The sequence below is a fragment of the Chloroflexia bacterium SDU3-3 genome (assembly GCA_009268125.1).
Taxonomy (GTDB): domain Bacteria; phylum Chloroflexota; class Chloroflexia; order Chloroflexales; family Roseiflexaceae; genus SDU3-3.
In genome coordinates, this window is record WBOU01000024.1 from 1 (window position 1) to 19,956 (window position 19,956).

The 19,956-nt window shown below is 66.2% G+C and carries 14 protein-coding genes; 4 read left to right on the plus strand and 10 right to left on the minus strand.

The features are described from left to right. Positions 1–409 precede the first annotated feature (409 nt). Entirely contained in the window at positions 410–859 is a 450-nt protein-coding gene (locus F8S13_25715; protein KAB8139952.1) for a DUF2690 domain-containing protein, read from the minus strand. Between the two features lie 288 nt (positions 860–1,147). Further along, the gene (locus tag F8S13_25720; GenBank protein ID KAB8139953.1) at positions 1,148–1,444 is read right to left on the minus strand and encodes a helix-turn-helix transcriptional regulator; all 297 of its coding nucleotides are present in this window, start codon (positions 1,442–1,444) and stop codon (positions 1,148–1,150) included. 222 nt (positions 1,445–1,666) lie between these two features. Between F8S13_25720 and F8S13_25725 the strand changes: the two genes are divergently transcribed. Continuing rightward, entirely contained in the window at positions 1,667–2,647 is a 981-nt protein-coding gene (locus tag F8S13_25725) for a helix-turn-helix transcriptional regulator (protein ID KAB8139954.1), read from the plus strand. Positions 2,648–2,725: 78 nt separating this feature from the next. On the opposite strand, the gene F8S13_25730 is transcribed toward F8S13_25725, so the two are convergent. Both F8S13_25730 and F8S13_25735 read right to left on the minus strand, forming a co-directional pair. After that, a complete protein-coding gene (locus F8S13_25730; protein ID KAB8139955.1) occupies positions 2,726–4,579 on the minus strand; it encodes a hypothetical protein in 1,854 nt (617 codons plus the stop codon). A 148-nt stretch (positions 4,580–4,727) separates the two neighbouring features. Next, on the minus strand, positions 4,728–4,982 hold the full coding sequence (locus tag F8S13_25735) for a helix-turn-helix transcriptional regulator (GenBank protein KAB8139956.1): 255 nt from the start codon (positions 4,980–4,982) through the stop codon (positions 4,728–4,730). 474 nt (positions 4,983–5,456) lie between these two features. Between F8S13_25735 and F8S13_25740 the strand changes: the two genes are divergently transcribed. From F8S13_25740 to glgA, 3 genes are all read left to right on the plus strand, one after another. Next, positions 5,457–8,468, plus strand: a complete 3,012-nt coding sequence (locus F8S13_25740; GenBank protein ID KAB8139957.1) for a CHAT domain-containing protein — start codon at positions 5,457–5,459, stop codon at positions 8,466–8,468. A gap of 133 nt (positions 8,469–8,601) precedes the next feature. Beyond that, positions 8,602–10,035, plus strand: coding sequence for a glycogen synthase (locus F8S13_25745; GenBank protein KAB8139958.1), 1,434 nt, complete (start codon positions 8,602–8,604; stop codon positions 10,033–10,035). A 33-nt stretch (positions 10,036–10,068) separates the two neighbouring features. Beyond that, the gene (gene glgA / locus F8S13_25750) at positions 10,069–11,277 is read left to right on the plus strand and encodes a glycogen synthase (GenBank protein ID KAB8139959.1); all 1,209 of its coding nucleotides are present in this window, start codon (positions 10,069–10,071) and stop codon (positions 11,275–11,277) included. Here the strand turns inward: glgA and F8S13_25755 are convergent. From F8S13_25755 to F8S13_25780, 6 genes are all read right to left on the minus strand, one after another. Further along, complete coding sequence (locus F8S13_25755) at positions 11,274–11,552, minus strand: hypothetical protein (GenBank protein ID KAB8139960.1); 279 nt, start codon at positions 11,550–11,552, stop codon at positions 11,274–11,276. The two genes, glgA and F8S13_25755, sit on opposite strands and share 4 nt — an antisense overlap. Positions 11,553–12,617: 1,065 nt before the next feature. Next, positions 12,618–13,637, minus strand: a complete 1,020-nt coding sequence (locus F8S13_25760; protein KAB8139961.1) for a hypothetical protein — start codon at positions 13,635–13,637, stop codon at positions 12,618–12,620. 250 nt (positions 13,638–13,887) lie between these two features. Beyond that, positions 13,888–15,378 (minus strand): zinc-ribbon domain-containing protein, encoded by a 1,491-nt coding sequence (locus F8S13_25765; GenBank protein ID KAB8140001.1) that lies wholly within the window; start codon positions 15,376–15,378, stop codon positions 13,888–13,890. A gap of 63 nt (positions 15,379–15,441) precedes the next feature. Beyond that, a complete protein-coding gene (locus tag F8S13_25770) occupies positions 15,442–16,683 on the minus strand; it encodes a VWA domain-containing protein (protein KAB8139962.1) in 1,242 nt (413 codons plus the stop codon). Positions 16,684–16,853: 170 nt separating this feature from the next. Further along, positions 16,854–18,626, minus strand: coding sequence for a Stp1/IreP family PP2C-type Ser/Thr phosphatase (locus F8S13_25775; GenBank protein ID KAB8139963.1), 1,773 nt, complete (start codon positions 18,624–18,626; stop codon positions 16,854–16,856). 38 nt (positions 18,627–18,664) lie between these two features. After that, complete coding sequence (locus tag F8S13_25780) at positions 18,665–19,879, minus strand: Stp1/IreP family PP2C-type Ser/Thr phosphatase (GenBank protein KAB8140002.1); 1,215 nt, start codon at positions 19,877–19,879, stop codon at positions 18,665–18,667. Positions 19,880–19,956 lie beyond the last annotated feature (77 nt).

Here is a 19,956-nt window from a genome sequence, read left to right on the forward strand (position 1 = left end):
GTTGGGGCTTCGCTTCCTGGCCTCGTGCCTGCGTCATCGTCGTCCGCTGCCCCATCGCCTGCCAAAAACACTCGTTCGCGCCCATCAGAAGCCGATCACATGTTCTGTACGGTAGTCAACGACCCGATAGCTAGCAGTACCGCCTGCACAGCCTACCTGATATGCATTAAGCCCATCGCAGCCATAGCCGCTGCAGCCGGGTGAGGCCGCGTGGGTAGCCTGGGCGGGCTGGCCGACACACGCCGCCACCACGAACAGGGCCGCAAGAAGTATACGAACGGTGGTGCGAAACATAGGATTCTTCCTTTCACGCTAGACAAGGCTCGATCACTATCATCCACTGGGCCGCTACACATAGCGCGCCCGCCAGCCAGCGGCCAGCGGGCGCACAAGACCTAGACAGACCCCATTAGCCAGAAATACATGCCCCATATGAGCCGATGAAGCCACATGCCTGCACGATGGCCACTGGCGCGTAGACCATAAGCGTGCGAACATCGGAAGAGCCAGGGCCACCGCTGGCTCCATAGCCCACGCCATCAGTCAGGCGGATGGCGCTGGCGTAGAGCGAATAGCCCGTATACGAGGTAGTGCGCACTACTCGCGCCCAGTTGGTCTGGCAGGTGTCCGACCACCAGAGCTGCACATAGCCAATGTTGTTGCCTGCACCGTCGTAGATATAGCTCATGTTCACCACCCGATAGCTCACCGTGCAGCCAACCGAGTAGGCGTACTTCCCATCGCAGCCGTAGCCGCTGCAGCCAGGCGAGGCCGCCTGGGTGGCCTGGGCCGGCTGGCCGATACATACCGCTGCCGCGAACAGAACCGCAAAGAGCATGCGAACCGTGGTGCGAAACATGGGGTGCTCCTTCCAACTACTGAACGATTATCATTTATATCAAATTTGACTATAGTGAATAGATGATATGACTATATCTACCACATATACAAACTTGATATCACTATATAGATATATCAAACAATTTGTACCATTAATTGATATTTGACTTATTTTTATTATATTAGCACTTTTCAGATTTTATCATGCGCAGGATCGCTCGGTTAAAGAGTGCTTGTGTGCAAATTGGAGATCATATCCCTTGTTGCAAGAGCGGGGTGAATGCCTATCAGGGCAGAGTATAGCGCGCTATGCGTTGTATGACATCATGAGAAGCTCATGATATTCGCGGGTCATAATCCCAAGATAAACAGCCTCAAGCAACACATCCCGGCGCTTACTGAAGTTACCCTTGTGATAGATATGCTGGCGATGAGTCTCAACTGTACCCGAGCTCATACATAGCTGCTCGGCAATGGCAGGGCAATCGTAGCCGTAGGCCAGCAGCACAAACACAGCATGCTCTTTCTTGGTGAGGATCGCACCAGAGCGCAGAATCAACGGGTAAAAAGGCATAGGGATCGCGCTCCTTGTGCATGACTGCATGGATGCTGGAGGGAAAGCGCAAATTATCTATACAATACACGCTAGGCAATACGTGCTCTCAGGCCTTGGGGCGCAGAAGGCAGAATATGTTATTGGTTATGATCAGTTCCAAGCAGCATGTTGTAGAGTTCATAATGTACTGCTATGATATGTAAGGATTCTACCCCGCCGACGCATCAGGACCTGCACATTTGAGCAACACTACAAAGGCATTTTCGCACCATGAACTATACATTTGCGGAGCTGCTTCATGTGTTCTTCGCGCTGCACACGAACAAAGCGATCCACACCTACAGCGAGCTGTCTAGCTCCATCGGCGTGTCGCGCCGCACGATCAACGCATGGTTTGCAGGCGAATACCCGCCGCGCAGCAAAGAGCTGGTGCTACGCATCGCCGAAGAGCTGCTGCTAACGCCACAGCAGGCCGACCTGCTGCTCTACTCGGTCAAGCCGAGCTGGGTGGCCTATGGCACCCCGCCCGAGGTGCTGGAGCATATCCAGCTCTTCCGCTACAGCGAGGATGCGGATGCAACGCCGACGATTAATAGCGAAGATATCGAGACGCCCGATCTGAGTGAGATCATGCACTTGTGGTCGATCTGCTTCGACGAGCCGTTCACCAGCAACCACCAGAGCTGGGGCACCGGCGTGAAGGATGATGGGGTCTGCGCGGTGCACCGCAGCATAGCGGGTGGTCGCTACACGCTGGAGCTGCAAAACCGCGCACACGAGACTGCATTTATGGCGGGCGACTCATCCTGCTTCGCTCCCAAAACCTTCTGCCTGACGGCCCAGGTACGCATGCTCAGCGGGGGAAATGATGATGAGGGTGCGGCGCTGGTCTTCGAGGAGATCAGTGACAACTGCTTCGCGCTGTTTCGGATGCGACCCTACACGCAGCAGGCATCGGTGGTGCAGACCTTTGAAGGTCGCAATCACCACCACATCTATATCAATCGCATCTCGGCACCCTCGATCAAAAAAGATGATACCAATACTCTGGCTATTATCTGCATCGATGAGAGCTTCTGGTTTTACATCAACGGCGCGCCCGTGCAGAAGGCGCGCACCCACATCCCTCGCCTATCGCGCTCGCGGCTGGATGTGGCCGTGATCGCGGGGGCGTTCCGCAGCGTGTCTGCCGCGTGGTCCAACTTCTGCGTGCGCGTGCCCAGGCCGCCCAGCGTCGACATCGACCCCTAGGACTGGTGCGACAGACGGTTTTCACCTGCGCGGGCAGGGTGCGCACACCACTGCACAACAGCCGGATCACGGGGTGGCCTACTGTATTGTCAGCGGTAGGTAGGTGCGATTCTCGATACGGCCTAGAACCGCAAATTCGCTAAAGTGATCAAGCTGCACCACAATACGATTATTCACTGGATCAATGCTGCAGGCCAAGCAGGGCAACAGCATATTCCAGCTGCTCCCATTCCAGTACGCTAATTGAAACCCTGGCTCGAAAAGCCCTGCCCCTTCGATATCGTTGTAGGAAACCATCAGGGTATATGGCTTGTTGAACTGCGTTATGAGGGTGCCGCCCGCATCCCGCGCCTCAAGTCGGAAGCTGCGCAGGCTCTGCAGCTCGCCCAGTGGCTGACCAGGTATGGCAAGCGGCGCGATCGACAAGGTGAAATCGCCCTCCGCAGCACCGGAGGGAAATGAGATATCCACCGAGCCATCAAGAGCGCGCGCATGTCCGCCCCCACTTGCGGTGATAGAGGCCGAAACTTGGAGCACATCCGGTAGCGCCGCAGACCATAGCTCATTGCCGTTCACGCCGTCATCGGCGGTAAACAGCAGCGTGTTGCCCAAGATGGTGTAGTTGGCAATAGGAGCGTTTGATGGTGCGCTGCTGAGTGTCTGGATCAAGGTTGTGCCAGCGGCTGTGCCATCGCTCCGCCACAGGCTGATAGATTGCGTAACCGTATCATAGACAGTAAAAAGAGGCACACCCAGCGCATCTGCAATTGGCCCCCCCGCCTCTTGATCTTCATTCTGGAAGCTCGCGTCGACCAGCCCTGTACCCCCTGGCGTACCATCGCTTCTCTTGAGCTCCCCATTGATAGTGTAGTACAGCACACCGCCAACAGTCGCAAGATCGTATTGGCTCGACAGGCTGCATTCACCATACCCAGACGAAAGGCGTATGGTACCCGCCCCAGTGCCATCGCTGGCCCATAGGCCACTCTGTTGGCTATTAAATGGGGTGGCGCAGCTGCTGTCGTTGATGTCAAAGGTGGTGAATACGAGCGTCTTACCAATTGCGCGCAGATTACTAGGCCAAGACCCGCCTGCCATGCCAGGGCTGATATCCTTCACCAAGAACGTACCCGCTGCCGTGCCATCGCTTCGCCACAACTCGGTCTGGGCAGTATCAGTATAGGCGGCAAAATAGAGCACGCCATCGATCTGCACGCTCTTCGTGCTGTCGGCATAGTTGAACGGAATGAACTCATCATCGCCATCGCTGGACTTTATCAACAGCGTGCCGACGGCTGTACCATCACTCCGCCATAGCGCTGAGCCGATCGAGAAAAGAACCAGCGGGCCAAGCGCATGCAGAGAGCCAATAGAAGCTTGGGCTGTTGGATCGCTATCTTTCACTAGCACGGTGCCAGCAGCGGTGCCATCGCTCCGCCATAGCTCCGAGCCGACCGAGAAAAACAAGAGATTGTCGGCCTGGATCAGATCTGGCGAGGAGAACTGCGCATTGGGATCAGAAAAAGGCACCTGTTTTAGCAGCACGGTCCCATCGGCAGTGCCGTCGCTCTTCCATAGCTCATAGGCACCTGTCGAGGCTTCTGCCAAAAAATAGAGCATATCGTTGAAAACCATCAGCTTCCATGGATCAATATCTTTTACCTTCATCGTGCCAGCAGCAGTTCCATCTGTTTTCCAGAAGGTAACGCCACTGCTTGTGGTATTCGCGCCATCGTTGGCAGAAAAGAAGATGGACCCACCAAATATGGTGAGATCCGATGGGTCCGATCCAGCTAGACCGGGATGGATATCGCTGAGCAGAGCGACTTGTGCAGCAGCATGGACGCTGGGCATGGGCGGTATAAGCACCGTGATAACAAACAACAGTACGGAAATCACACCTAACCAGTTCAAACGGATTGAATGTTTCATTAAGCTGCTCCTAGTTTATACCTGCTCCGATGGCTTTCGGGCTCAGGTTGCTCAGAGCTACTGATAAAGTTAGGCTTTACACACAATACCTGTGGTACCAAAAAAGCTTGCGCCCATGCGCCCAAAGTGTAGCGCGTTCCATGCCACACTACATCATGAGGCGATCATGATATTCAGTGGTCATAAGTCCCAGATTGATAGCCTCCAGCAGTACATCACGGCGGCTGCGGAAGCGGCCCTTGTGGTAGATATGCTGGCGGTGGCTTTCCACTGTGTTCAGGCTCACACACAGCCGCCGGGCAATGGTCGGACGATCATATCCATAAGCCAGCATCGCAAACACAGCGTGCTCTTTCTCGGTGAGTGTCTCGCCAGAGCGTAAGGTCAGGGGGTGGAGAAGCATATAGAAACTACCTCCTTATCTCGTTTCCAAACGTTCTTGAAGATCGCAGCTGGCGTGTGGCACTGCTATGATCTGTGAGGATTCTATCTGCTAGAAATTCTCTGATCTGCACTTTTGCGCAAGACAGCAAAGGCATTTTCATTTGCGGTTAGCAGTGTCCAGGGCGAACAGGCGCCCATGGAACCATTGCTGACCTCATCCCAGTGCGGTATGCCCCCTAGCAGATGGGACGCCTTCTTGCCTTCGCGTCTTCGCGGTGAACCAGCCCTCGGATGGCTTGGGGTCTTGGTGGTAAAAATGTTCTACCAGACGAGAGCGGATAGATCCTGCCGAACCCCGCCGCGACAAACCTTTTTCACCTGCGCGGGCATGTTCCGCCCTGAGTTGCCGAAATCGGCTGCTGCGTGTAGGATATACGCAGACGTGTTCTCACCACTCGATAGGCGGCGTGGTGCCCATCCGCGGAGCGTAAGGGTGTACTTCGACGTAGACATTGCCATACAGCCGCGCAGTGGCGACAGCTACCCGGTGGCCATCCGTGCCCCTGGCGGCGAGGCGCTCGGCGCGTTTCTCTTCCCCGAAGATCCGGCCTTCACCGAGCTGCTGGCCGCATTCACCGGACTGAGCGCCAGCGAGGAGCAGCTGCTGCGGCTGGGGCGGCTGCTGTTCGATGCGCTGTTCCAAGGCCCGGCCCGCGAGCTGATCGCGGCGGCGCTGGCGGGCCAGCAGGTGCCCTGCCTGCGGCTGCGCTGCGACGCCGAGGAGGGCAAGGTGGCCGAGCTCCCCTGGGAGCTGCTGGCCGACGAGCGCGGGCCGCTGGCGCGGCGCGGCGTGGCGGTGGTGCGCACCCTCGAAATCGCGGCCAAGGCCACCGCTGGCCCCGCGCCGCTGCCGCTGCGGGTGCTGCTTAGCAGCGCCGCCGCCGACAGCGCCACGCTTGCCCCGGTGCTCAGCGCGATCGCGGCGGCCTTCGCCACGCTGGGCGAGCACGTGCAGGTGACGGTGGAGCCGAACCTGACGGTGGCCACGCTGCAGCGCGAGCTGCGCCTGGGCTACCACATCTGGCACTTCGTGGGCCAGGGCGCGCAGGATCAGGCAAAGGGCGGGCTGCTGCTGAGCGAGAGCGCGGGCAGCACCAAGGCTGTGGGCGCGGCGCAGCTGGCCAACCTGCTGGCTACCAGCGGGCTGCGGCTGGTGGTGCTGGATGCCAGCGCCAGCCCGCGCCTGGCCACCGAGCCGTTCCGGCAGCTGGCCCCCGCGCTGCTGCGCACGCCCACCCCGGCGGTGCTGGCCATCCAGCTGCGCGAGGGCAGCTCGGCCATCCAGACATTCGCCGGGGCGCTCTACCGCGCTCTAGCCGAGGGCGCGACCCTGGCCCGCAGCGTGGCCGACGCGCGGCAGTCCACCGGCACCAGCGGCGTGGCCGACGCGCAGCTGCTCACCCGCGCGCCCGACGCGCCGCTGGTGTCTGCGCCCCAGCCCGATATGGCGGGCTGCATCGTGGTGCCCAGCGCCACCGCGCCCGGCCTGCCGCCCACGTCGTGCGTGCGTATCCACAGCACCCACGGCACGCTGGCGCTTCCGGGGGTGCTGCCCGTGCTCGCCCGGCGCACGCAGCCCGACGCGCCGCCCGCGCCGCCCAGCCCGTTCTTCGACCGCGAGCGCGAGCAGCGCCAGATCCAGGATGCGGTCGCGACGCGGCGCGGCACGTGGGTGCACGGCCCGCCCGGCAGCGGCGCGAGCGCGCTGGTGCGGCAGGCGGCCAGCGCGGCAGCCCAGGCCATGCCCGACGGCGTAGTGGCGCTGGCCCGCACCGCCGACGCGACCGATCAGGACGACCTAGCGCAGGAGATCTTCGAGCAGTTCTATACCAGCGAGCCGCCCACCAAGCTCACCCCGGCCACCGCGCGCGATCACCTAGGCGGGCTGCGGGCTATGCTGCTGATGGATCGGCTGGCCATCGCGCCCAACGCCCACCTGGCCCTGGCCGACACCCTGGCCGAGAGCGCGGCGCTGGTGGCGGCGGAGGTGCCCGCGCCCGCCAGCATGCTTGCGGTGCCGATCGGCCCGCTGCCGCGCAAGGAGGCCACCAAGCTGCTGGGGGCCGAGGCCGAGGCCGAGATCGACCTCTCAAATGTGATGTTCCTCGACCGCATCTGCGCCGCGCTGGGCGACCTGCCGCTGGGCCTAGAGCTGGCCGGGCGGCTGCTGCGCAGCGGCACCCACACCCTCAAGCAGCTGGTGGCGCTGGCCGAGGAGCAGCGCACCGAGCCAGACATTCTGGCCCGCGCACTGAAGATCATGCTGCGCGCCCTCGACCAGGGGCAGACCGCCGCGCTCACCGCGCTGGCCCAGGTCGGGCCGGGCGGGGCCACCGCCGAGGCCGTGGAGGCGGTGAGCGGCACGGCGGGCGCGCGGCAGGCGCTGAGGCGGCTGGCCGAGCTGGGCCTGGCCGAGCAGCGCGGCGAGCGCTACCACCTGGCCTCCCACAGCCTGCGCCGCGCCATCGAGCGGCAGATCAAGCCTGGGGATGAGAAGAAGCGCGCCGCTAGCTACTATGTGGCCGCTGCCGCCGCCCACGCTGGCGACATCGCGTGGCTGAGCGACGAGGCGGGCAACTTGCTGCAGGCCATCGAGCTGCTGCTGGCCAGCGGTAAGGCTGCCGAGGCTGGTGCGCTGGCCCGCGCCACCCAGCCCATGGCGGTGCTGCGTGGCCGCTGGGGGCTGTGGGGCAAGCTGGCCACCCACGCCGAGCGCGCCGCCACCGCCACTGGCGACAAGGCCCTGCGCGCCTGGGCCATGCACGAGCGCGGCACGCGGGCCGGGCTGCTGGGCAACCGTGCCGAGGCCGAGACCGCGCTGGCCGCCGCCCACGCCATCCGCGCCGAGCTGGGCGACGCCGAGGGCCTCGCTTTCAGCCAGCACAACCTGCGCCATATCGGGCTGACGATCGCGACGCCGCCCGCCACTACCGCCACCCCCGAGCGCGGCAGGGGCTGGTATGCCCTGGGCGGGGTGGCCGTGGCCGCGCTGATCGTGATGTTCGCCCTGCTGTTTTGGAAGAACGCGCCCTGGGCAGCAGCCGGTATGGCCTCCACCGCCGCGCCGCAGCCCAGCGCGGCCCAGGCCACCGCCGCGCCCACCGCCACCATCACGCCTACGCCCACGCCCACCCCGCTGCCCACCGTCACGCCCGCGCCCACGCTCACGCCCACGGCGGTGCCCCTGGTGTGCACCGCAGCGGCAGATCAGATCAACCTGCGCATGGGGCCGGGCACCCGGTTCCGCGCGATCGGCATGCTGGGCGCGGGCGACACCGTGACGGCGCTGGGCCGCAGCGCCGACGGCAGCTGGCTGGCCGTGCAGCCCGGCGCAGGCGTGGCCGCCTGGGTCAGCGCGCGGGGCCAGCTGCTGGCCTGCGCGGTGCCAATCGAGAGCATCCCGATCATCGGCGACACGCTGCCCACCGCCACGCCCGCGCCCTAACCGCAAGCCGAGGCTCACGGCGAGCGATCTGGCATACCAGCGGCCTCGCCCCGCCTAGCAGGGCTGATAAGACAGACCGCGCGTGGTACAATCAAAGCACATTGCGACGAAGCAAAGCAGAGACGAGGGTGCCATGAACATTCTATATGTAGCAGCCGAGATGTCGCCGCTGATCAAAACCGGCGGGCTGGCCGATGTGGCCAGCGCGCTGCCCGCCGCGCTGCGCAAGCTGGGCCACGACGCTCGCGTGGTGGTGCCCTGCTACCACCAGGCGCGCTTCCACAAGGCGCTGCAGACCCCCGCCTGCGCCACCAGCTTCCTGCCCGTGGGCGAGCGGCAGGAGATCATGCGCATCCACACCACCCAGCAGAACGGCATCCCCATCTACCTGCTCGACATCCCCACCGCCTTCGAGCGCGGCGCGATCTACGGCGAGGCCGACGACGACCGCCGCTTCATCCTGTTCGCGCGCGGCGTGATGGCGCTGATGCTGCACCTGCGCGACATCGTGGGCTGGCCAATCGATGTGGTGCACGCCAACGATTGGCACTGCGGCCTGGTGCCCAACTACCTAAAAACCTACTACCGCTACGCCTTCGGCAACGTGGCCTCGGTGTTCACCGCCCACAACCTGGCCTACCAGGGCCTGTTCAGCCCCTTCACGCTGCACCTCAGCGGCCTCGGCGAGGGCGGCCTGATCGAGCGCAACATCGGCCTGGCGGCCCAGAACTTCAACTTCCTGGCTCGCGGCCTGCTGTTCGCCGACATTATCAACACGATCAGCCCCACCTACTCGGTCGAGATCCTCACCCCCGATCAGAGCGAAGGCCTGCACCCGCTGCTGCAGATGCGCCACGAGCGCCTCGCGGGCATCATGCACGGCATCGACTACGGCATCTTCGACCCCGAGACCGACCCGGCCCTGGCCGCCAACTACTCGGCTGCCGACACCAACGGCAAGCGGCTCTGCAAGGCCGCGCTGCAGCAGGAGGTGGGGCTAGAGGTGGACATCCAGCGCCCGCTGATCGGCGTGCCCGGGCCGCTCACCCTGGCCCACGGCATCGACCTCGTCATCCAGGCGCTGCCCTGGCTGATCGATGAGACCGACGCCCAGATGGTGCTGCAGGGCAGCGGCGACAGCATCGCCCAGCAGGTGCTGCGCTCTTTCGCCGACCAGCACCCCGACCGCATCCAGCTGCTGGCCGGCACCGACCCCGAGCTGGCCCACCAGCTCTACGCGGGCTGCGACACCTGCCTCATCCCGCCGCTGCGCGACCCAGGCGGCACCGACCAGCTGATCGCGCTGCGCTACGGCTGCGTGCCGGTGGTGCACGCCGTGGGCGGACTGAACGACACGGTGCGCGAGGGCTACGACGGCAACGGGTTCCGCTTCCACGCCTATCAGAGCCGCGACCTGATCGACGCCATCCGCCGCAGCATCACATCCTACAGCGATGCGGCGGGCTGGAAGCACCTGCGCCAGCGCGGCATGAGCGAAGACAATTCCTGGCTGGCATCCGCGCGCGAGTACATCGGGCTGTACGACTGGGCGCAGCGCGTGATCTAGCCGCCTGACGACAAGTGGAAAGAGATGTTCCCCATGCAGGATCTGCACAAGGTGGCGCTGTTCACCAACGAGTACCCGCCCTATATCTACGGCGGCGCGGGCGTCCACGTCGAATACCTCAGCCGCGAGCTGGCCAAGCTGGTGCCGGTCGAGGTGCGCTGCTTCGGCGACCAGGATGTGGCCGACGAGCGGCTGCGCGTGCGCGGCTACGGCCCCTGGCCCGAGGCCAAGCAGGGCACCGACCCGCGCTTCGGCGGGGCGCTGGATGCCTTCCAGCGCAGCCTGGCCATGGCCAAGGACACCCTGGACGCCGACATCGTCCACTGCCACACCTGGTACACCGATATGGCGGGCGTGCTGGCCAAGAAGCTCTGGGGCGTGCCGCAGGTGCTCACCATCCACTCGCTAGAGCCGCTGCGGCCCTGGAAGGTGGAGCAGCTGGGCAACGCCTACCACCTGAGCAGCTGGATGGAGCGCACCGCCATCCTGGATGCCGACGCGGTGGTGGCGGTCTCGAAGGAGACCCGCAACGATGTGCTGCGGCTCTTCCCCATCGACCCCGCCAAGGTGCACGTCATCCACAACGGCATCGACCTGGCCCAGTACCGCGCCGCCCCCGCCAACGATGCGCTGATCAGGCGCGGGGTGGACCCCACGCGGCCCTTTGTGCTGTTCGTCGGGCGCATCACCCGCCAGAAGGGCATCATCCACCTGGTCAACGCTATCCCGCAGATCGACCCGTCGCTCCAGGTGGTGCTGTGCGCGGGCGCGCCCGACACCAAGGAGATCGGCGCGGAGATGACCGAGCGCGTGGCCGAGGTCAGCGCCAAGCGCGAGGGCGTGATCTGGGTGCAGGAGATGCTGCCGCGCGATGAGGTCATCCAGTTCTACGCCAACGCCGCCGTGTTCTGCTGCCCCTCGGTCTACGAGCCGTTCGGCATTATCAACCTAGAGGCCATGGCCTGCGAGACCGCCGTGGTCGCATCCGCCGTGGGCGGCATCCCCGAGGTGGTGGTGCCCGGCGAGACCGGCGAGCTGGTCGACCTGGCCCTGCGCGAGGGCACCTTCGAGCCGGTGGACGCGGCCAAGTTCTCGCACGATCTGGCCCAGGCGATCAACAAGGTGGCGCTCGACCCCGAGCTGCAGGCGCGCTATGGCAAGAATGGCCGCCGCCGCGTCGAGGATCACTTCAGCTGGGAGGCGATCGCCCAGCGCACGCTCGATCTCTACCGCTCGCTCTAGCGCTGCGGAGAAAAAGTCCATGGCCCGGCGCTGCAACAAGCGCCGGGCCATCTTTTTTGCCCGTGCGCACGGGCCAGCTCGCCGGATGCCTCGATCATGCGTATTCGCACGAGCTCACCCCACCTTCGCATGAGAAGAGTGCATATCTCCTCAAACATGGTGATTAAGCTTCCGGCGATGGTGATTAAGCTTCCGGCGATGGTGATTAAGCTTCCGGCGATGGTGATTAAGCTTCCGGAATAGATGATGTCCTCTATTTCAAACAGATACTCCATATATTCATATATTTGTTCAATAGACAACGCTTGCAGCACTACTCGATCGCGCTCACGCCGATCACCATTCGCAAGGGCAGCACCACGGGCGCAGACCCTCACTTGACAGCACTTTCCAGTATTGGGATTAGTTGCGCATGAGCGATGGCGGCGGTGTTTGGTTGGTGGGTGGATGCCCTGTGCGGCGGCACCGAGGGGCCTGCCCCTCGGAACCCCGCGAGGGGGTGTACCCCTCAGTAGATGTCACTTTTTCGAGGTGTTCCGAGGCCGTTTGAGCGAAACGGTGCGTTGTTGTTCGTTCGGCTTGGGTGCGCCTTCGTCGATAGTGGTCATTTTTGGATGGTGGTGCATGCCCTATGCGGGCAGCACCAAGGGCTCCGCGCCCTTGGATCCCCGCGAGGGGCGTTGCCCCTTCGAACCCCAATTTTGACCGTTCCTATGCCGTTTCCCGGCGGCTGGTGTTCGTGCATATGGCCATCAAGACCTTAGCGGCACCTTCGCCGCATGGGCCGGGTGGGTAAGGTTGGGTGATACCTCTTTTCAGACTGGTTTGCAAGCGATGATGCGCTGTGCATGATTCGGCACGTGGGTTTTCACGATTTGCCACATCCCAATGCCACGCTCATGAAAGTGACACCAAGTGAGGGGTGTACCCCTCACTTGGTGTCACTTTTTCGAGGTGTTTCCCATCAGCGATAGCGGTGGTACGTGTTCGGTGGGTGGATGCCCTGCGCGGGCGGCGCCGAGGGGCTCGCCCCTCGGAATCCCACGAGGGGGCGTCGCCCCCTGCGAACCCCCAATTTGAAGCATTCCCATGCCGAATGCTGGCGGCTGGTGTTCGTGCATATGGCCATCAAAACACAAGCGGCACCTTCGCCGCATGGGCCAGGTGGGTAGGGTTGGCGCTGCGCACTTCCCAGGCATATCCCGGCACACCGGATCGTACCGTCTGCCGCATTTACATTTTTGAGCGTTCCCGTGCATCGCCTTCGGGTCTTCGTGGTAAAAATCTTTGGTGTAGAAACCAGGCCAGATGCAAAAAAGCGCACCTGGCCCGTTTTTCCCCTACACCGCCAGCGGCAGCAGCCGCTCGACGCCACGGATGCGGAACAGCAGCGCCAGGAAGCGCTGCTCGGCCTGGGGGCCGATAGGGTAGCCCTGCGCCCGCAGCGCCGCAAAGCCGCGCGCTGCGGTGGCGGCGGCCTCGCGCACCACCGCGCGGGTGGATGCGGGGAAGCGCAGCTCGGGCGTGGCCAGCTCGGCGGGATCGTGGGCCAGCAGCGCCGCGTCATCCCAGCTGCCGTCGGCGCGGCGGTGGATGATCCAGCTGCGCAGCAGATTGTGGTTGCGCGCCGCCACGTCCTCGGCCAGATCGGCCAGATCATCCAGCATCTGGATGGCCAGCCCGAAGCCAAACACACCCTCCTTCAGCCGCGCGATCGCCTCGGATCGCTCCTGCTCGATCACCTCGGGGATGACAAAGCCCAGCTGGAACAGCCGCCCGCCCCGGAAGCTGTGGATGGTGGCCAGCAGCTCCTCGGGCGTGAGAGCGGCGGCGATCGCGCTCTCCTCGCCGCTCTCCTCGCGCAGGATCTCCAGCACGGTGGCCATCAGCGACTGCCAGGCGCGGCTGCGCAGGGCCGCGTCGCCGCTGAGCGCGGCCAGGGTCTGGTGGATGATGCCATCCTGCAGCAGCAGCAGCAGCACGTTGGGGGCGATGCGCGACTGGCCCATGTCGATGTGCAGCGTTCCCTTGGCCTCGCCATCCACGATGTTGTCGGTGGCCGTCACCACGCCACGTATGGCGTGGACGAGCACCCCATAGGCGTGCAGCCGCTCCTCGGGCACGCCGATGGACTCTAGGATCGACACCAGGAAGATGCTGAACAGGTTTTTGGAAAGATACTCGGGTGCGGGCAACGCGATGTTGGGGAAGCGGATCTGGACGGCGGGGCATGCCTCGGCGAGCTGGCGGCGGAAGTCCTGCTCGATGCGGTGGTGCCGCGCCGCCGCGCTGGCGAGCGCATCGGCGAAGGCGGCGTCGCCAAAGAGCTGGGTGAGAAAGGCGCGATACTCATCGATCATAGTGGCGCGTGCTCCTCTACGGGCAGAAAAAGGCGTGCAGATGCGCGGACAAGCCTCGGCCAGTGGACATGTTCAGCGAGGGGTGCGTAGGGCGACTCGTTCCTAACATCTCTAGACACTATATCGGCTGGCGCGCGCCTGCGCCATTGCCAGCGCACCACACCAAGTTGCCCTTGCGCAACTTCACTTTGGGGCAAAAAGAAACGCCCAGCAACCAGAATCTGGTCGCTGGGCGTCGGGGCTGCGGGCGCTAGGCGCGGAACACCAGCACCACGCGGCCAAGCTGGATGCGCGAGCCGTCGCCCACCGGCGTGGGCACGTTGGGGTCGAGCCGCACGCTATCGACCCGCGTGTAGTTGGTGCTGTTCAGATCCACCACCGACCACTGGTCGCCCGTGTGCAGCAGCTTGGCGTGCTGGCGGCTGACGCCGCCGGTCTCGCCGCCGTGGCCAGTGAGGTCGACCTCGGGGAAGATCCCGCTGATCGGATCCTCGCGCCCGATGATTAGCTCGGCCTTGTCGAGCACCAGCGGCAGCTCGACCCCGCTGGACTCGACCACCAGCCGAGGGCCAGGCGCAGCGGGCGCAGGCGCGGCAGCAGGCGCAGCCACCGGCGCGGCAGGCGCAGCGGCAGGCGCGGCGCCGGTGAGCGCGGCCAGCTCGGCCTGGGCCTTGTCCAGCGCCACGCGGGCATCGGCCAGGCCCTGCACCACGGCGGGCGGTGTGGCCGCGCCGAACATGCCCTGCATCTGCTCGAACTGCGCGATGATCTGGCTCTGCTGCGCGATCTCGCCCTCTAGGCGGGCAACCTCCGCCGGGTCGACGGCGGGCGCGGCAGGGGTGGCGGCCAGGGTATCAAGCACCGCCTGGGCAGCAGCGCGGGCGGCGCGGGCATCGGCCAGGCCCTGCGCCACCGCGGGCGGCGTGGTGGCCCCGAACATCGCCTGCATCTGCTCGAACTGCGCGATGATCTGCTCCTGCTTGGCGACCTCGGCCTCGAATTCGGCGCGCTGCGCGTCGTCGGCGCTGGCGGCGGGGGCCTCAGCGGGCGCGGCGGGGAACAGCTGGTCGGCGGCGGGTAGCTCGTCCTCTTCGGGCGCTGGCTCGGCGGGGGCAGCGGCCTCGGCAGGGGCAGCGGCCTCGGCAGGGGCAGCGGCCTCGGCGGGCGCAGCGGCCTCTGGCTCGGGCACCTGGGTCACAGGCACAGGCGCGGCGGCCTCCGGCTCGGGGGCCGGCACCGCAGGCGGCTCGGGCGTGGCAGGCTCCAGCGGCGCGGGCGCGGGGGCGCTGGCGGCAGGGGCCGCCTCGGCGGCGGGCGCGGGCGCGGCGGCGGCAGGCGCGGCCTGCTCAAGCGACGCGCCGCAGTTCTCGCAGAAGCGGTCGCCGGGCAGGTTCTGGTGGCCGCAGGCCGGGCAGGCCACGCTGGCCTCGGCGGGCGCGCTGGCCACCGGCGGCGCGAACAGGGTGGGCGCATCATCCGCTGCAGGGGCGGGCGCTGCGGCGGGCGCGTCGTCGGTCACCACCGGCGCAGCGGCCAGGGGTGCGCCGCACTCGTCGCAGAACGCCTCGCCGGGCAGCACCGCCGCGCCGCAGATCGGGCAGGTGGTGGGCGAGACCGACACAGCGGCGGGGGCAGCCACCGGGGCGGCGGGCGCGGGCGCGGCATCGAGCTTGGTTCCGCACTGATCGCAGAAGCGGTTCGCCGGATCGTTCTCAGCGCCGCAGGTGGGGCACTTCATTATCGCAACTCCTCTTTCAGGCAGGTTCTTCCATTTTCTTAGCACGAACAGGGCCGACGCGGGCTGCTACTCCTCAAGCTTCTGGGTCAGCCGCCGGGTGGCGTACTTCAGCTCCTTCTGGGTCTCGGAGCTAATCGGCCCGCCCTGCTCCAGCTGGGCGGCCTGGGCCTCGGCGCTCTTGGCCAGCTCCAGCTCGCCAAGGTCGAGCAGCCGGGTGGCGGCGGCGCGCAGCTTCTGGGTCGCGCCGCTGATATTGCCAGCCTCGGCCTCGGAGAGCGCGCGGGTCTGGAGCTTGAAGGCCGTGACCTTCTCGACCAGGTTCATCACGCGCGGGTCGTAGGCGGGCGCGCTGGCGTCGGCGGTCAGCTCCAGCAGCACATCCTGCTTGATCACCTGCTCGTCGCCGCCGCCCACGGGCGTGTAGTGCAGCTCGGCCTGGGCGATGCGGAAGGTGCCCGCCGGGCGGGGCTGGATGAGCATATCGATCACCACGCTGGCCGCGCTGCCCGCCTCCAGATCGCCCATACGCACCGCCACCTCGTTCTGGCCGATCGGCTGGTAGCCCAGGTTGGCGATGGTGGGCAGGGCGCGGTGCACCGCGCGCGGCGCGGCGTCGCGGGCCAGCCGCAGCAGCAGGCGGGCGTCGCGGGCCACCGTGCCCTTGGCCGAGCGCACGGCGCGCTGGAAGAAGGTGGCGATCTTGCCCGGCTCGGCGATGTAGTCGGCCAGGCCGCCTGTGGCGTCGGCGATGTCGTCGAGCAGCTGCTCGTTCCACTCGGCCCCCAGGCCCAGCGCCGTCACCTTCACCCCGGCCTGGCCCAGCGCCGTGGCGATATCACGGCAGGTCGGCTCGTCGCCCCAGGTCTGGCCGTCGGTCAGCAGCAGCATCGAGCTGATGCGGTCGGCGCTGTGGTTCTTCATCAGCTCGGCCTGCCCGGCGCGCATGCCGCCCGAGAGCGCCGTGCCGCCCGCCTCGACGATGGTATCGACGGCATCTTTGAGCATGGCCTTGTCGGTGGCGGGGGTGGCGGGCAGCAGGGTCTGCACCGTGTCATCGAAGATCACGATCGAGACCACATCCTCGGGCGCGAGCATGTCGATCACGCGCTTGGTGGCGTCCTTCAGCGCGGCCAGCTTCGGCCCCTGCATCGAGCCAGAGCGGTCGAGCACGAAGCAGAGGTTCTGCGGCACCGACTCGGTTGCGGCGGCGCTCGCCGCCTCGACGAGCAGGTAGGCGACCTGGGGCGTGGCGCTGGTCGGGAGCGGCGCGCGCCCCCAGGTGCAGGTCATGGTTATTGGTTCGGCCATCATCGTTTCCTTATTGTATGCCGCTACCACCGCTGCGGCAGAGTTCACAGTTCTGGAATGCTGCTATGACGCCGGAGACCCGCCCGATTGTTGCGCTCGGCAACAGCGAAGATTGGGTTGCTGGCCCGCGCGGCTTGCTACCGCGCTGCGCAGGCCAGCGGAGCGCGCCGCTAGTGCGCGTAGGCAACAAACTTCACCAGCACCGCGCTGATGTTATCCTCGCCGCCGTTGGTGTTGGCGGTGGCCACCAGGGCCTCGCAGGCGGCCTGCGGGTCGGCGTTGGCAGCGATGATCTCGGCGATCTGCGGGTCGCGCACCATCTCCCACAGGCCATCCGAGCAGCACAGCAGCACGTCGCCGGGGCGCAGGCGCTCGACAAACAGGTCGATGCCGACCTCGGCGCGGTCGCCGAGCGAGCGCAGCACCGCGTTGCGCTGGGGGTGGGTGTACACATCATCCTGGGCGATCTGGCCCAGGTCGACCAGGCGCTGCACCAGCGAGTGGTCGCGGCTGACGCGGCGCAGCTCGCCATCACGGTAGATATACGTGCGGCTGTCGCCGACGTTTCCGATCACGGCGCGGTCGCCCGAGACCACCGCCATGGTGATGGTGGTGCCCATGTCGTTGCCGCGCGCCTGGGCCTCGCGGATGACGTACTCGTTGGCCTGGGTGATGGCGTCGAAGGCCGCCGCCTTGAGCCGCTCCTCCTCGTAGGGGGCGTCCTGCTCAAGGGTAGGCGTCAGGTAGCCGCGCATCACGGCCTCGGCGGCCCCGCGCAGCGCCAGGCCGCTGGCCACCTCACCCGCCGAGTGGCCGCCCATGCCATCGGCCACCACATACAGCCCCCACGAGCGGCCGGTGTTATTCTGGTCGGTGCGCAGCTCCAGGGTCAGCAGGCTATCCTCGTTGTGGTCGCGCACCATGCCGGTGTCGGATCGCGCTCCCACCAGCGCCCACAGCGGCGCGGGCTGGGTCTTGTCGGCCAGCAACTCCTCGAAGGTGGAGACCAGCGTGGCGGCGTCGGCGTAGCCGCCGGTGCGCAGCCCGCTGAGGATGGCCGGGATGCCCGGCTCCTCGGCCAGGGCCTCGGCCTGCTCCTCGGTGAGGCGCTTGGTCGTGCGCGGCGTGGCGGTGCTGGCCTCCAGCAGCTTGGCCAGCGCGGGCAGGTCGCCCGCCGGGTCGCCGCCGCGCCGCAGGTGGGGCGCGGCGCGCAGCAGCGGCTGGCCCTCGGGCGACAGCTCGACCTCATCCAGCTCGACCTCGCCGAGGGTCAGGCCCTCGGCGTGGAGCGCCACCAGCAGGCGGGCGATGCCCAGGCCCAGGTTGATCGCATCCAGCTCGGCCAGCGGCGGGGCGATCGGGTCGCGCCCGCTGCCCAGGGTCAGCACCAGCCGCCGATCGCCCTCGCGCACCTCGTCCCAGATCTGGGGCAGCATGGCGCGGGCTAGCTCGGAGTGCACCTCGGGCACGAGGGCCAGCCCCTCTGGCTCGGGGCCGCCCAGCGCGCCGTGGTAGCGGCGTCCCTCCAGCGACGCGCCGCACTCGGTGCAGAACAGCTCGCCCGCCTCGTTGGATGTCGCGCCGCAGGCCCAGCAGCGCCGCCACGGCTCGCGGTCCACCACCTCGACCTCTGGGCCATCGCCGGCCACCTGCTCGTACCGACCGCCGAAGAGCGCCGGTGCGCCCGGCTGCTGGGGTTGCTGATCCATGCTGTGCTCTCTCTCCATATCTTGCGCGGGCGGGCTGCTGGGCAGCGCCGCCGCAGGGGCGTTCACATCGGGTGCCATAGGGTGATACGCAACAGGGGTGCTCAGTGTTGCGACCAGCCACTCGTCGTCGTGGGGGGCGGGGGCGGGCAGGGGCGGCGCAAGCGGGGACGCGCACTGGATACAGAAGCGCGCCGCACCTCGGTTCTTCGCGCCGCACGCCGGGCAGATCTGCATAGCTACCTCGGGTTCTCACACATGGGCAGGCGCAGCGCCTACCGCTCGGCCCGAATGATCACAACGCTGATGTTGTCGGAGCCACCGCGCTGGTTGGCCAGCGCGATCAGCTGGGCGCAGGCCGCGCCGGGGTCGGCCTGCTCGATGGCGATGCGCGCCAGCTCCTCGTCGCGCACGTAGCTGAACAGGCCGTCGGAGCAGATCAGCACCACATCGCCCGCCTCGATCGGCTCGGAGCGCGTGTCGACATCCACCGTTGGGTCGGTGCCCAGCGAGCGGTAGAGCAGGTTGCGCTGCGGGTGGGTGCGGGCCTCCTCGGCGGTGATCTGGCCGATGTCGACCAGCCGCGCCACCAGGCTGTGGTCGGATGTGAGCTGGGCGACCTTGGCGTTGTCCACTGTCACGCCCCGGGCGTTGATCAGGTAGGCGCGCGAGTCGCCCACCGAGGCGATGTGGATGCGCTCGCCCACGATCAGCACGACGGTGAGGGTTGTGCCCATGCCGCGCTGGGCCGCGTTCTGTCGCGACTCGTTGTAGATGCGGCGGTTGGCGAGGATGGCGGCGGCGCGCAGCAGCGACTCCCAGCCCGCATCGTCCGGCGGGCGGCGGCGGCCCAGGCTGGTGGCCAGCTCGTGCTGCAGCGCCTCGGCGGCGATCTGGCTGGCGCGCTCGCCCGCCGCCGCGCCGCCCATGCCGTCAGCCACGAGGCAGAGCTGGGCCTGGCTGCCATCGGGCAGGGCGATCGTGCCAGTGAAGATCGCGTCCTGGTTATTCCTGCGGATCTGGCCGATATCGCTCTGGGCGGCGATAGCAAACGTGAGGGGCAAAATAGGCACCATCGTTGGTTCCTCTGAGGGCGCGCTCGACATCGGCGCGCCGCAGCGCTGGCAGAACTTCGCCCCGCGGCGGTTGCCGCCGCCGCACGCCGGGCAGGCCATGTCGTAGGCGCGCAGCACCGGCATGCGCGTGGTGATGCGCATGGTGGTGCGGCCCTGGGCCAGCTGCTGCGAGAGGCTGAGCAGGATCTTGGAAAGCTCCTCGATCGCGCTGGCGGCCTGCGCCCTGGTCACGGTGTCGCCGCTGGCCAGCTGCTGCTGCCAGTGGCGGACGCCTGATTCTACCACGTTTACCAGCGCCTGCAGATCCAGGCTCTCGGCCTCGACCTCGACCTGGCCGGGCGCGGGCACAGCAAGCTCGGGGGCGGGCTGGGGCAGGGCGCGCCCGCACGACGGGCAGAAGCGCGACCGCGCCATGGTGGTCGCGCCGCAGTAGGGGCAGCGGGCGGTCGATGCCATAGTGTCCAACAGCCGAAGACATGCTCGCCGTTCGC

What these genes read in the sequence shown, in the direction of transcription:
- F8S13_25715 (KAB8139952.1), bottom strand. Translation starts at nt 859, where the DNA reads ATGTTTCGCACCACGGTTCGCATGCTCTTTGCGGTTCTGTTCGCGGCA.
- F8S13_25775 (KAB8139963.1), bottom strand. Translation starts at nt 18,626, where the DNA reads ATGCAGATCTGCCCGGCGTGCGGCGCGAAGAACCGAGGTGCGGCGCGC.
- F8S13_25755 (KAB8139960.1), bottom strand. Translation starts at nt 11,552, where the DNA reads ATGGAGTATCTGTTTGAAATAGAGGACATCATCTATTCCGGAAGCTTA.
- glgA (KAB8139959.1), top strand. Translation starts at nt 10,069, where the DNA reads ATGCAGGATCTGCACAAGGTGGCGCTGTTCACCAACGAGTACCCGCCC.
- F8S13_25735 (KAB8139956.1), bottom strand. Translation starts at nt 4,982, where the DNA reads ATGCTTCTCCACCCCCTGACCTTACGCTCTGGCGAGACACTCACCGAG.
- F8S13_25760 (KAB8139961.1), bottom strand. Translation starts at nt 13,637, where the DNA reads ATGATCGATGAGTATCGCGCCTTTCTCACCCAGCTCTTTGGCGACGCC.
- F8S13_25780 (KAB8140002.1), bottom strand. Translation starts at nt 19,879, where the DNA reads ATGGCGCGGTCGCGCTTCTGCCCGTCGTGCGGGCGCGCCCTGCCCCAG.
- F8S13_25730 (KAB8139955.1), bottom strand. Translation starts at nt 4,579, where the DNA reads ATGAAACATTCAATCCGTTTGAACTGGTTAGGTGTGATTTCCGTACTG.
- F8S13_25770 (KAB8139962.1), bottom strand. Translation starts at nt 16,683, where the DNA reads ATGGCCGAACCAATAACCATGACCTGCACCTGGGGGCGCGCGCCGCTC.
- F8S13_25725 (KAB8139954.1), top strand. Translation starts at nt 1,667, where the DNA reads ATGAACTATACATTTGCGGAGCTGCTTCATGTGTTCTTCGCGCTGCAC.
- F8S13_25720 (KAB8139953.1), bottom strand. Translation starts at nt 1,444, where the DNA reads ATGCAGTCATGCACAAGGAGCGCGATCCCTATGCCTTTTTACCCGTTG.
- F8S13_25745 (KAB8139958.1), top strand. Translation starts at nt 8,602, where the DNA reads ATGAACATTCTATATGTAGCAGCCGAGATGTCGCCGCTGATCAAAACC.